The organism is Streptomyces sp. TRM64462, assembly GCF_013362995.1.
In the GTDB taxonomy this organism is placed as follows: domain Bacteria; phylum Actinomycetota; class Actinomycetes; order Streptomycetales; family Streptomycetaceae; genus Streptomyces.
In genome coordinates this window covers 1-12,945 of the sequence record NZ_JABWDV010000434.1, presented here as the reverse complement: position 1 = coordinate 12,945, position 12,945 = coordinate 1, and the positions used below count along the sequence as shown (strand labels likewise).

The window sequence follows — 12,945 nt, the reverse complement described above, 5'->3', positions numbered from 1 at the left end:
CGCTCGAGCAGGGGAGACCCCAACCACTCCCTCCTCCGCCTTGCATCCGCACGCACCAGACCCGCTCACCAACAGCACAAGGCGAAGGTCCCGCGATGCCGGCATGATCCGCCGGACACTCCCTAGGCGGCACCCCGGGTGAGCCCGAACGGCCGCCTGACACACCCGGCCCGTGAACCGGCTCCGTAATTCCATCGAACGGGGTCGGTTCTCGGCTGTCTGGCGGCCTGACCCTACGTGCCGGTAGGTGCGGAACCCCCGGATTGCCCACCCGAGGGGCGTGGGAAGGCTCCTCCGGTACCCGCCCACCCGAGTGAACCCGGAGAGGAGCGGTGATGCCTGCGCCACGCCATGCGTCAACGGAGCAGTTACAAAGAGCGATACCTCGTACACAACCCTCAGGTGGAGCTGTGAACTCGCTGATTGGCCGCATTCCCGTCCTGGATGTGACCCCGCTCGTCGACTGCGGCAGACGGCCCGCCAAGGCGGTGGTCGGTGAGACCTTCGAGGTCGCCGCCACGGTCTTCCGCGAGGGCCATGACGCGGTCGCCGCCAACGTGGTCCTCACCGACCCGGCGGGGCGGCCCGGCCCGTTCACCCCGATGAGGGAGCTGGCACCCGGCACCGACCGGTGGGGCGCCGAGGTCACCCCCACCTCCGAGGGCCGCTGGACGTACCACGTCGAGGCGTGGAGCGACCCGGTCGCCACCTGGCGCCACGAGGCGGGCATCAAGATCCCGGCGGGCATCGACACCGAACTCGTCCTCGCCGAGGGCGCCGCGCTCCACGAACGCGCCGCCGACGGCGTCCCGAAGGACGAGGGCCGCGAGGCCGTGCTCGCCGCCGTGGACGCGCTCCGCGACGTGCGCCGCTCCCCCGCGCTGCGCCTCGCCGCCGCGCTCGCCACCGACGTCCGCGAGGCGCTCGCCCGCCATCCGCTGCGCGAACTGGTCACGTCCTCCAAGAAGTTGCCGCTGCTCGTGGAGCGCGAGCGGGCCCTGTTCGGGTCGTGGTACGAGATGTTCCCGCGCTCCGAGGGCGCACGGTACGACGAGGACGGCCGGCTGGTCACCGGCACGCTCCGCACCGCGGCCGAGCGGCTCCCGGCGATCGCCGCGATGGGCTTCGACGTGGTGTACCTGCCGCCGATCCACCCGATCGGCACCACCCACCGCAAGGGCCCGAACAACTCCCTGACGCCCGGCCCCGACGACCCGGGCGTGCCCTGGGCGATCGGCTCGCCGGACGGCGGCCACGACGCGGTCCACCCGGACCTGGGCACGCTGGACGACTTCGACGCGTTCGTGGCCCGCGCCCGCGAGCTGCGCATGGAGGTCGCCCTGGACTTCGCGCTCCAGTGCTCGCCGGACCACCCGTGGGTGAAGAAGCGCCCGGCGTGGTTCCGCCACCGGGCGGACGGCACGATCGCGTACGCCGAGAACCCGCCGAAGAAGTACCAGGACATCTATCCGATCGCGTTCGACAAGGACATGCGGGGCATCGTCCGCGAGACGACGCGGGTGCTGCGGCACTGGATGGCGCACGGGGTGCGGATCTTCCGCGTCGACAACCCGCACACCAAGCCGGTGGTGTTCTGGCAGAAGGTCATCGCCGGCATCAACCGCACCGACCCGGACGTGATCTTCCTGGCGGAGGCGTTCACGCGGCCCGCGATGATGCGGACGCTCGGCGCGATCGGCTTCCAGCAGTCGTACACGTACTTCACCTGGCGGAACACCAAACAGGAGCTGACGGAGTACCTCACGGAGCTGTCCCAGGAGACCGCCGCGTCCATGCGGCCGAACCTGTTCGTGAACACGCCGGACATCCTGCACGCCTACCTCCAGCACGGCGGCCGCCCCGCCTTCGAGGTGCGCGCGGTCCTCGCGGCGACGATGTCGCCGACGTGGGGCATGTACGCCGGCTACGAGCTGTGCGAGAACACACCGCTGCGGGAGGGCAGCGAGGAGTACCTGAACTCCGAGAAGTACGAGCTGCGGCCCCGCGACTGGGCGGCGGCCGAACGGGAGGGCCGCAGCATCGCCCCGCTCGTCACCACCCTCAACCGGCTGCGGCGCCGGCAGCCCGCGCTGCGCCGGCTGCGCAACCTGCGCTTCCACCACGCCGACAACGACGCGGTCATCGCGTACAGCAAGCGGTCGGGGTCGAATGTGGTCCTGGTGGTCGTGAACCTCGATCCCCACCACACCCAGGAAGCGACGGTTTCGTTGAACATGCCGGATCTCGGCCTCGACTGGCACGAGACCGTACCGGTGCGCGACGAGCTCACCGGTGAGACATATCACTGGGGCAGGACCAACTACGTGCGCCTAGAGCCGGGTGTCACGCCCGCGCACGTCCTCACGGTCCTGCGACCGTCTCCCCCGATCGGAGGGTCACCCACATCATGACCGTGAACGAGCCCGTCCACGACACGTTCGAGGACACCCCCGCCAAGGACCGGGACCCCGACTGGTTCAAGCGGGCCGTGTTCTACGAGGTGCTGGTCCGCTCCTTCCAGGACAGCAACGGCGACGGCATCGGCGACCTCAAGGGGATCACGGCCAAACTGGACTATCTGCAGTGGCTCGGCGTCGACTGCCTGTGGCTGCCGCCGTTCTTCAAGTCGCCGCTGCGGGACGGCGGTTACGACGTGGCGGACTACACGTCCGTGCTGCCGGAGTTCGGTGACCTGGCGGACTTCGTGGAGTTCGTGGACGCCGCCCACCAGCGCGGCATGCGGGTGATCATCGACTTCGTCATGAACCACACCAGCGACCAGCACCCGTGGTTCCAGGAGTCCCGCGCCAACCCCGAGGGCCCGTACGGCGACTACTACATCTGGGCCGACGACGACAAGCAGTACCAGGACGCCCGGATCATCTTCGTCGACACCGAGACGTCGAACTGGACCTTCGACCCGGTCCGCAAGCAGTACTACTGGCACCGGTTCTTCTCGCACCAGCCGGACCTGAACTACGACAACCCGGCGGTGCAGCAGGAGATCCTGTCCGCGCTGCGGTTCTGGCTGGACCTGGGCATCGACGGCTTCCGCCTCGACGCCGTGCCGTACCTCTACCAGGAGGAGGGCACCAACTGCGAGAACCTCCCGGAGACGCACTCCTTCCTCAAGCGGGTCCGCAAGGAGATCGACGCCGCCTACCCGGACACGGTGCTCCTCGCGGAGGCCAACCAGTGGCCGGAGGACGTCGTCGACTACTTCGGCGACTTCGCGGCGGGCGGCGACGAGTGCCACATGGCGTTCCACTTCCCGGTGATGCCGAGAATCTTCATGGCGGTCCGCCGGGAGTCCCGCTATCCCGTCTCCGAAATCCTGGCCAAGACGCCGGCGATCCCGGCCAACTGCCAGTGGGGCATCTTCCTGCGCAACCACGACGAGCTGACCCTGGAGATGGTCACCGACGAGGAGCGCGACTACATGTACGCGGAGTACGCCAAGGATCCGCGGATGCGCGCCAACATCGGCATCCGGCGCCGCCTGGCCCCGCTCCTCGAGAACGACCGCAACCAGATCGAGCTGTTCACTGCCCTGCTGCTGTCGCTGCCCGGCTCGCCGATCCTGTACTACGGCGACGAGATCGGCATGGGCGACAACATCTGGCTCGGCGACCGGGACGCGGTGCGCACGCCGATGCAGTGGACGCCGGACCGCAACGCGGGCTTCTCGTCGTGCGACCCGGGGCGGCTGTACCTGCCGACCATCATGGACCCGGTCTACGGCTACCAGGTGACGAACGTGGAGGCCGCGATGGCGTCCCCGTCGTCGCTGCTGCACTGGACGCGCCGGATGATCGAGATCCGCAAGCAGAACCCGGCCTTCGGGCTCGGCTCGTACACGGAGCTGCCGTCGTCGAACCCGGCGGTCCTCGCGTTCCTCCGCGAGTACGGCGACGACCTGGTGATGTGCGTGCACAACTTCTCGCGCTTCCCGCAGCCGACGGAGCTGGACCTGCGGCAGTTCAACGGGCTCCACCCGGTCGAGCTGATCGGCGGGGTGCGGTTCCCGGCGATCGGCGAGTGGCCGTACCTGCTCACGCTCGCGGGGCACGGCTTCTACTGGTTCCGGCTCCGCCAGGACACGGTGCTGCCGAAGCACGCCGGGGCCCGCGCCATGAAGAAGACCCCGCGGAAGCCTGCCGCTTCCCGATAGCCCTGGGGCAGCCCCGGCAGCTCCCGCAGCTCCGGCAGCCCCGACAGCCCCGGGCACGCGTGACGGCACCGACCCCGGGCGGAACCCCGCCCGCCGGTGCCGGGCGTCCGCGCCGGCCGATCCGATCGGGTCGCCACGCGGACGCCGCGTTTCCCTCGCTCCGCCCTGGGCACTGTCCCCCTCATACGTCGATTCGGGTCTATCCGGATCATCCCCGCCCGACACGTCCCGCACAGCCGGACAGCCCTTGCCGCATTCCGGGACACTCTGCACGTTCCGTGCATTCTGTAGTACCCGGGGAAAGGACGCGCTGCCATGTCGGAGACCGCATCCACCGCCCGGGCACCTGTCGCCCTGCTGCCGTCGCTGGCGCCGCTGCTCCATGACTGGCTCCCGCACAAACGGTGGTTCGCCGGGAAGGGGCGGCCGGTCACCGGCTTCGCCCTGGTGTCGGCGACCGAACTGCTGCCGGTCGACACCGCGGGACCGGGCCTGCTGCACATCCTGGTCCGTGTCCAGCAGCCCGGCCTCGCCACCACCTCGTCGCCGACGGGCGACTGCTACCAACTGCTCCTGGGCGTACGGGAGACCCTGCCGCCGCAGCTGGCGCCCGCGCTCATCGGGCATGTCACCGAAGGCCCGCTCGCCGGGCGCACCGTGTACGAGGCGCTGGGCGACACGCGCCTCGCGTCCGTGCTCATGGAGCGGCTGCGCACACCGGGCGCGATCGGGCCGCTGCGCTTCCACCGCACCGTGGCGTCCATCCCGGACGGTCTCGCGCCGCGCGTGCTGGACGCCGAGCAGTCCAACTCGTCGCTGGTGTACGGCGACACGTACATCCTGAAGATCTTCCGCCGGATCCACACCGGGGCCAACCCCGACCTGGAGCTGCCGCTCGCGCTCTCCCGGGCCGGCTGCGCCCGGGTGCCCGCGCCCGTCGCCTGGTACGAGGCGGGGGCGGGCGAGGCGGACGGCTCGACGCTCGGCGTGCTCCAGCCGTTTCTGCGCGGCTCGCAGGACGGCTGGCAGCTGGCGCTGGACGCGCTGGCCGCCGGGCGGGACTTCACCGTGGAGGCCGGGGCGCTGGGCCGGGCCACCGCGGAGGTGCACACCGCGCTGGCCGGCGCCCTGCCGACGGTCACGCTGGCCCGCGACCGGGCGCAGCACCTGGCCGTCGCCATGAGCCGCCGCCTGGACGCCGCCACCCAGTCGGTGCCGGCGCTCATGCCGTACGTGCCGGGGCTGCGCGCCGCGTTCGAGACGGTCGCCGCGCTCGCCGAGAACGGCACGACCTGGCGGGCCCAGCGCATCCACGGCGACCTGCACCTGGGGCAGGCGCTGCGGACGCCGGGCGGCGACTGGGCGGTCATCGACTTCGAGGGCGAGCCCACGAAGCCGCTCGCGGAGCGCTGCCGGCCGCAGCCGCCGGTGCGGGACGTCGCCGGGATACTGCGGTCCTTCGACTACGCGGCCCGCTCCTGCCGCCCCGCCGACCCCGACGCGTGGGCGGAGCGCTGCCGCGACGCGTACTGCACCGGGTACGCCGAGGCGTCCGGCCGCGACCCGCGCGCGGAGCAGGCGCTGCTGCGCGCGTACGAGACGGACAAGGCGGTGTACGAGGTCGTGTACGAGGCCCGGCACCGCCCCGACTGGCTTCCGGTCCCGATGGCGGCCGTCCGCCGCCTGGCCGCCCGGCACGCGCCAGGCCCGTACCTCTCCCCCGACCCGCTGACCTGACCTGATCCGCCCGAGGAGGCCCACCCCGTGACCCCCCGTCGCCCGACCCGCAAACCACCCGCCACCCCGGCCGAGCCGAAGGGCAAGGCCGTCGTGACGACACTGGACACCGCCCAGCCGGACACCCCCACACCACCCGCCTCAGCCGCATCGCCCACCGGAGCCCCGCCCGCCACCGCCGCCTCCGCCGGCAGGCCGCCGCGGCCGCGGGTCAGTGCGGACGGGGTGCCGGCCCGGCCGGTCGAGGGTGCCGACCGCGGCCGGCTGCTCGCCGGGGAGCACCATGACCCGCACGGGATCCTCGGGAGGCACCCCGCGCCGGACGGTGTCGTGTTCCGGGCCCTGCGGCCGCAGGCGCGCGGCGTCGCCGTGGTGCTGCCGGGCGGGGAGCGGCGGGCGCTGCACGACGACGGGGACGGGCTGTTCTCGGGGGTGCTGCCGCCGGCGGAGGCCCCGTCGGACTACCGGCTCCTCGTCTCGTACGAGTCCGGTGACCTGGAGGTCGAGGACCCGTACCGGTTCCTGCCCGCGCTCGGGGAGCTGGACCTGCACCTGATCCGGGAGGGCCGGCACGAGGAGCTGTGGCGGGCGCTCGGCGCGCAGGTGATGACCCATCAGGGTGTGACGGGCACCCGCTTCACGGTGTGGGCGCCGAACGCGCGCGGTGTGCGGCTGGCCGGGGACTGGACGTACTGGGACGGCACGGGGCATCCGATGCGGTCGCTGGGCGCGAGCGGCGTGTGGGAGCTGTTCCTGCCCGGCGTCGGTGAGGGCACGCTGTACAAGTTCGAGATCACGGGCCCGGACGGGCACCACTCGCTGCGCGCCGACCCGATGGCGCGCCGCACCCAGTGCCCGCCGGAGACGGCGTCCGTCGTGACGGCCTCGGAGCACGTCTGGCAGGACGGCGCGTGGATGGCCCGCCGCGGCGACCGCCCGGTGCACGTGTCGCCGTTCTCGGTGTACGAGGTGCACCTGCCGTCGTGGCGGCCGGGCCTGTCGTACCGGGAGCTGGCCGAGGTGCTCCCGGCGTACGTGAAGGACCTCGGGTTCACGCACGTCGAGCTGATGCCGGTCGCGGAGCACCCGTACAGCCCGTCCTGGGGCTACCAGGTCACCTCGTACTACGCGCCGACGGCGCGGCTCGGCACGCCGGACGACTTCAAGTACCTGGTGGACCGCCTCCACCAGGCAGGCGTCGGCGTGCTGGTCGACTGGGTGCCGGCGCACTTCCCGAAGGACGACTGGGCGCTGGCCCGCTTCGACGGCACGCCGCTGTACGAGCACCCGGACCCTCGCCGCGCGGAGCACCCCGACTGGGGGACGCTGGAGTTCGACTACGGCCGGACGGAGGTGCGGAACTTCCTCGTCGCCAACGCGGTGTACTGGTGCGAGGAGTTCCACATCGACGGGCTGCGCGTGGACGCGGTGGCGTCGATGCTGTACCTCGACTACTCGCGCGAGTACGGCGACTGGGCGCCCAACGAGCACGGCGGCCGGGAGAACTGGGACACCGTCCGCTTCCTCCAGGAGATGAACGCCACCGTCTACCGCCGCTGCCCCGGTGTCGTGACGATCGCCGAGGAGTCCACGGCCTGGGAGGGCGTGACCCGCCCGACGGAGCAGGGCGGGCTCGGCTTCGGCCTGAAGTGGAACATGGGCTGGATGCACGACTCGCTGGTGTACGTCTCGAAGGAGCCGGTGCACCGCAAGTACCACCACAACGAGATGACGTTCTCGATGGTGTACGCGTACAGCGAGAACTACGTGCTGCCGATCTCGCACGACGAGGTGGTGCACGGCAAGCAGGCGCTGGTGTCGAAGATGCCGGGCGACTGGTGGCAGCGGCGCGCCAACCACCGCGCGTACCTGGGCTTCATGTGGGCCCACCCGGGCAAGCAGCTCCTGTTCATGGGGCAGGAGTTCGCGCAGGGCGCGGAGTGGTCGGAGGCGCACGGGCCCGAGTGGTGGCTGCTGGCCGACGACTACCACTCGGCGGGCGACCACCGGGGCGTACGGGACCTGGTCCGGGACCTGAACACGGTGTACGCGGCGACGCCCGCGCTGTGGGAGCGGGACACGGTCCCTGAGGGCTTCCAGTGGGCGCTGGGCGACGCCGCCGACGACAACGTGTTCGCGTTCCTGCGGTACGACGCGCAGGGCGATCCGCTGCTCGCGGTGAGCAACTTCTCGCCGGTGGTGCGCGACGGCTACCGGCTGTGGGCGCCGGACGGGGTGTCCGCCTGGACGGAGGTGCTCAACACGGACGCGGCGCGCTACGGCGGCAGCGACGTGCGGAACGCCGACCCGGTGAAGCGGGAGCCGGACGGCGTCCGGATGACGCTGCCGCCGCTGGCGACGGTGTGGTTCAGGCCGGCCTGACGGTGCCGAGGCGCTGGGTCGCGCGGGTCGACGCCACATAGAGGTCGTTGACGCCGTGCGGCCCGGCGGCGCGGATGGCGTCCGGGTCGACGACGATCACCGTGTCGAACTCCAGGCCCTTCGCCTGGCGCGGGTCGATGAGGACGACGGGGCGGGTCAGGTCGGGGTCGGGCCCGTGCTCGGCGTCCGGGAGGGCGGCGGCGAGGGCCGGGATGCGGGCGGCGGGCGCGATGACGGCGAGCCGCCCCTGGTCCCGCCGTTCGCGGGCGACCGCGGCGGCGACGGCGCCCGGCAGGTCGTCCGCGGCCAGGTCCCACGGGGGCAGGCCGGTGGAGCGCACGGAGCGGGGCGGTACGAAGCCGGGCTCCACGGCGCGCCGTATGTCCGCGGCGACCTCCATGATCTCGGCGGGGGTGCGGTAGTTGACGCCGAGCGTGACGTGCTCGTAGCGGTCGCCGACGTACGGGGTGAGGATCTCCTCCCAGGAGCCGCAGCCGGCGGCGTCGCCGGTCTGGGCGGGGTCGCCGACGAGGGTCATGGACCGGGTGGGGATCCGGCGCATCAGCAGCCGCCACGCCATCGCGGACAGCTCCTGCGCCTCGTCGACGATGATGTGCCCGAACGCCCAGGTGCGGTCGGCGGCGGCGCGTTCGGCGGCGCTGCGGTGGTCGGCCTCCTCGTGGCGCTCCGCGAACCGTTCGGCGTCGATGATGTCGTGGGCGCCGAGCACCTCGGACTCCTGGTCCTCGAACTCGTACGTACGGGAGGCGTACGACACGTCGAGAACGCCCTGCGCGTAGGCGACGCGTTCGGCGCGCTCGCGGGCGGCGGCGGCGCGGGCGGCGGAGTCGTCGTCGCCGAGCAGCTCGGCGGCCTCGTCGAGGAGGGGCACGTCGGCGGGGGTCCAGGGGGCGCGGGGGTCCTGGCGCCGTACGAACTCGGCCTCGCCGTCCGGGAGATAACCGTACGGGTCGTCGAGGAACCGGGAGACGAGCTGCTGCGGTGTGAGGGCGGGCCACAGCTCCTCGATCGCGGCGTGCACGGCGCCGCTGGTGGCGACCTCCTTGCCGATCTGGGCGACGTCGGAGGCGTCGAGGAGGTTGGGCCCGCCGAAGGGGTCGGCGCCGAGGCGTTCGACGAGCTGGGCGGTGAGGGCGTCGATGACGCGGGTGGCGAAGCGGGGGCGGGCGAGGTTGTGGGGCAGGCCGGTGGAGCGGGCGTCCCAGCGGGCGTCCTCGGCGGTGTCGCGGTCGAGGAGGAGGGTGCCGTAGTCGTCGTGGTCGATCTCGATGGGCTCCTGGCTCGGCGGCACGGTCTGCTGGTCGCGGACGTACCGGGCGAGGACGTCGGCCATCGCGGCGCGGCCCTTGATCTCGGCGGCCTCGGGGCTGTCGGTGCCGGTGGCGCGGACGCCGGGAAACAGCTCGCCGAGGGTGGCGAGGAGGACGCCGGTCTCACCGAGGCTGGGCAGCACTTCCCCGATGTAGCCGAGGAAGGCGGGGTTGGGGCCGACGATCAGTACCGCCCGGCGGGCGAGCTGCTCGCGGTAGGCGTAGAGCAGATACGCGGCGCGGTGCAGGGCGACGGCGGTCTTGCCGGTGCCGGGGCCGCCCTCGACGACGAGGACGCCCTGGTGCGGGGCGCGGATGATGCGGTCCTGCTCGGCCTGGATGGTCTGCACGATGTCGTGCATGCGCCCGGTGCGGGCGGCATCGAGCGCGGCGAGCAGCACGTCGTCGGCGTCGCGGCCCTCGTGCCCGGTGCGGGTGCTGTCGCCGAGGTCGAGCATCTCGTCGTGCAGCCCGGTGACGGTGCGCCCGTGGGTGGTGAGGTGGCGGCGGCGGCTGAGGCCCATGGGGGTGTGGCCGGTGGCGAGGTAGAACGGCCGGGCGACGTCGGCCCGCCAGTCGACGACGAGCGGCGTCCGCTCGGCGTCGTCCTCGCGGATCCCGACGCGCCCGATGTGGTGGTCCCGCCCGTCCCGGAACACCAGCCGCCCGAAGCACAGCCCCTGGTCCCCCGCGTCGTACGCCGCGAGCAGCCCCGACTGCTCGGCCACCAGCACGTCACGCTCCAACCGCGCCTGAAGCCCGGTCCCGGCGTCCTTCAGCGCCTCGCGCACGGCGGCTTCGGCCCGCTCGCGCAGGACGTCGAGCCGGGCGTAGAGCTCACTGATGAACTGCTGCTCTTTCCGCAGCGCCTCGGATTCCCCGATTGACAATTCCACTCCCGGCGCGATAGCGTGCGTTTATTCAAGCTCCGTGCGGCGCTTTGTTACGCCTGCGCACGGAACCATCAAATATACGCGCAGCAACACCCCGGCCGTCAATTCGGAACCGGGGCTTTTCCGTGTATCGGGACATATATGTGCGGGGACCAGGGGGGATCGCGCATGGCGGAGGAAGAAGCCCTCGCACTGCTCAAGGCGTGCGGAGCCGAGGCAATGGACCACCCCGGCGGCACCCTGCCGGCCCATCTGCTGCGGGTACGGGAACGCCTCGCCGCGTGGGGCGCCCGCGAAGAGCTGTGCCTCGCCGGCCTGTGCCACGCGTTCTACGGCACGGACGGCTTCCCCACGGCCCTGCTCCCGCTCGACCGCCGCGCGGAACTGCGGACCGCCGTCGGCACGGAGGCGGAGCATCTCGTGTACGCCTACGCCGCCTGCGACCGCGACGCCACCTACCCCACCCTGGAACGCCCCGACGGCCCCTACCGGGACCGGTTCACCGGCACCGTGCACATCCCGTCCGACCGGCAGCGCCGCGACCTCGCCGAACTGACCGCCGCGAACGAACTCGACATCGCCTCCGTCAGCCCCGACTTCCGCCACCGGTGGGGCCCCGGCCTCCTCACCCTGTTCCAGCGCCTCCGCCCCCTCCTGTCACCCGCCGCCTGGGAGGACGCCCAACACGTGCTGCTCCTGCCCGACGCCTGAACGGGGCGGGGTGCGGCGCGGCACCGTACCGGCTTGGCGTCGGGGTCAAGGGAGGGTGGGGCGGGCCTTCGTCTCGCCGTGGGCGCTTGCCACCAGGAGGGTTTCCATGGCTCTCAGGAGGGTCGGCATCGTCGCCCTCGGGATGTGGTGCGTGTCGGCCATCAGGTACAGGTGCAGGCGGTCCGGGGCGTACTCCGTGTGGACGAAGTACTTCGCGTCCTGGCGCGGCCATGTGCCGGTCGTGGAGATCTCGCTGCGGGCGCGGAGTTCCTCCAGGGCCGCAGCGTCGTCGGGGGCCACGTCCGGCAGGGCCTCCCAGCGGTCCCGCATGCGGACGTCGTTGAAGAAGGCCGACAGGTCCAGGTCCGTGCCGCGTGCGCGGCGGACGCGGGCGTGCACCTCGTCCATCGCCACCGGGTCGTACTCGCCGTGCCGGTACGCGGTCATCGCCGTGAGGAAGCCGCCGCGTACCGCGTCCTCGAAGGTGCCGTCGCCCGGCTCCATCACGAACAGGGCGTTCTCCGTCTGGGCCCCGACCATGCCCTTGAGGCGGGGTTCGTTGCGGTTGCCCGCGATCAGCAGGAGGACCGCCTGCTCGTGGCCCGTGTACGCGGCCAGCACCGCCGCGGCCGCCGTCAGCAGCACCGTGCCCGTGCTCACCCGGCAGCGGTCGGCCAGGCGTTCCGCCGCCACGGCACCCGCCGGCGACGCCAGGCGCAGCCGTACGAAGCGCTCCGGGTCGTCGTCGGCGACGCCGTCCTCCGGGGGCGCGGCGTCGAAGAGGGACGCCGGTACGGAGGTCAGCGTGCGCTCCCAGTGGGCCAGCGCCTCACGGCCGCGCCGCGCGCCCACACCCTCCTGCTGGTGCCGCGCCTGGTCGAGCGGCTGCCACGCCGCGTCCTCCTCCAAGTCGCCGCCGCGCAGCAGCACGTCCAGGTCGCGCTCCAGCACGCGGACGCCCCAGAAGTCGCTCACCTGGTGCGACACCACCAGCACCAGCCACACCGGCCGCCCGCCGTACGTCAGCAGCGCGTACCGCATGCCGAACTCGTCCGCGTGCCGGAACGCCGTCGCGGCCAGGCGGCGGGCGAAGGCCGCGGCCTCCTCCTCCGGCAGGGGAGCCGCGGTGGCGTGGACCTCCACCGTGACCTCTCCCTCGCCGTGGACCGTCTGTGTCCCGCCGTCCGGCCCGTCCGCGAACGTCGTCCGCAGAGCCTCATGGCGCGTCAGCACGCCCGCTATCGCCGCGACGGCCCGGTCCGTGGTCGTTCCGTCCGGGATTCGCACCACACGGGGCGTGTTGAAGTAGTGGGCCTCCTCCTTCAGCCAGGCGATGGACTTCCAGATCGCGCGCTGGCCCCAGCTCATCGGGGCCGTTCCGGCCCGGAGGCCGGAGAACGGGACGGTCAGGGACGTGACGGGCTCTGCGGTGTGTGCGGGGTGTGCGGGGTGTGCTGACATGCGGTGACCTCGATACCTCAGAAGTGCGCGGGGTTCGCGGGGAAGGGTGTGGCGGGTACGGCGCTGACCACCGTCACCAGGGCCGCCCGGCGGTGGTCCGTCCAGTCCAGGACATGGAGGCCGCCGACGCGGCTCGCGCGGGGCTGCGGGCCGTCCGCCCACGGGAGGCCGGACAGGTCCGGGCCCCCGGGTGCGGCGTACGCGGTCCGGCCGGCCTTCAGCAGGGCCTCCTTGCGCACCCACAGCCGCAGCAGCGCCC

Annotated in this window: 7 protein-coding genes and 1 pseudogene; 5 read left to right on the top strand and 3 right to left on the bottom strand. The window is 72.4% G+C overall.

The features are described 5' to 3' along the window. Positions 1–419 precede the first annotated feature (419 nt). The 4 genes from HTZ82_RS27880 to glgB all read left to right on the top strand — a co-directional run bounded on the left by HTZ82_RS27880 (position 420) and on the right by glgB (position 8,290). Positions 420–2,411: an alpha-1,4-glucan--maltose-1-phosphate maltosyltransferase gene (locus tag HTZ82_RS27880; RefSeq protein ID WP_175412152.1), complete on the top strand. Its 1,992-nt coding sequence runs from the start codon at positions 420–422 to the stop codon at positions 2,409–2,411. Beyond that, positions 2,408–4,171 carry a maltose alpha-D-glucosyltransferase gene (treS, locus tag HTZ82_RS27875; protein ID WP_175412150.1) on the top strand — a complete coding sequence of 588 codons (1,764 nt, stop codon included), beginning with the start codon at positions 2,408–2,410 and terminating at the stop codon, positions 4,169–4,171. Before HTZ82_RS27880 ends, treS begins: the two co-directional genes overlap by 4 nt. A gap of 315 nt (positions 4,172–4,486) precedes the next feature. After that, the gene (locus HTZ82_RS27870) at positions 4,487–5,908 is read left to right on the top strand and encodes a phosphotransferase (protein ID WP_175412149.1); all 1,422 of its coding nucleotides are present in this window, start codon (positions 4,487–4,489) and stop codon (positions 5,906–5,908) included. A 27-nt stretch (positions 5,909–5,935) separates the two neighbouring features. Continuing rightward, positions 5,936–8,290, top strand: coding sequence for a 1,4-alpha-glucan branching enzyme (gene glgB, locus HTZ82_RS27865; protein ID WP_175412148.1), 2,355 nt, complete (start codon positions 5,936–5,938; stop codon positions 8,288–8,290). Here glgB and HTZ82_RS27860 read toward each other — a convergent pair. Further along, positions 8,277–10,517, bottom strand: coding sequence for an ATP-binding domain-containing protein (locus HTZ82_RS27860; protein ID WP_309235729.1), 2,241 nt, complete (start codon positions 10,515–10,517; stop codon positions 8,277–8,279). The two genes, glgB and HTZ82_RS27860, sit on opposite strands and share 14 nt — an antisense overlap. Before the next feature lie 165 nt (positions 10,518–10,682). Between HTZ82_RS27860 and HTZ82_RS27855 the strand changes: the two genes are divergently transcribed. Beyond that, positions 10,683–11,225, top strand: coding sequence for a DUF6817 domain-containing protein (locus HTZ82_RS27855; RefSeq protein ID WP_175412147.1), 543 nt, complete (start codon positions 10,683–10,685; stop codon positions 11,223–11,225). Between the two features lie 45 nt (positions 11,226–11,270). Here HTZ82_RS27855 and HTZ82_RS27850 read toward each other — a convergent pair whose 3' ends face one another. Continuing rightward, positions 11,271–12,686, bottom strand: a complete 1,416-nt coding sequence (locus HTZ82_RS27850; RefSeq protein ID WP_175412146.1) for a condensation domain-containing protein — start codon at positions 12,684–12,686, stop codon at positions 11,271–11,273. Between the two features lie 17 nt (positions 12,687–12,703). Continuing rightward, positions 12,704–12,945 (bottom strand): annotated as a pseudogene (locus tag HTZ82_RS27845) (4'-phosphopantetheinyl transferase superfamily protein); the annotation flags it as partial.

Excerpts from the sequence above, each read along its gene's own strand:
- treS (WP_175412150.1), top strand. The coding sequence starts at position 2,408 with ATGACCGTGAACGAGCCCGTCCACGACACGTTCGAGGACACCCCCGCC.
- HTZ82_RS27870 (WP_175412149.1), top strand. The coding sequence starts at position 4,487 with ATGTCGGAGACCGCATCCACCGCCCGGGCACCTGTCGCCCTGCTGCCG.
- HTZ82_RS27855 (WP_175412147.1), top strand. The coding sequence starts at position 10,683 with ATGGCGGAGGAAGAAGCCCTCGCACTGCTCAAGGCGTGCGGAGCCGAG.
- HTZ82_RS27850 (WP_175412146.1), bottom strand. The coding sequence starts at position 12,686 with ATGTCAGCACACCCCGCACACCCCGCACACACCGCAGAGCCCGTCACG.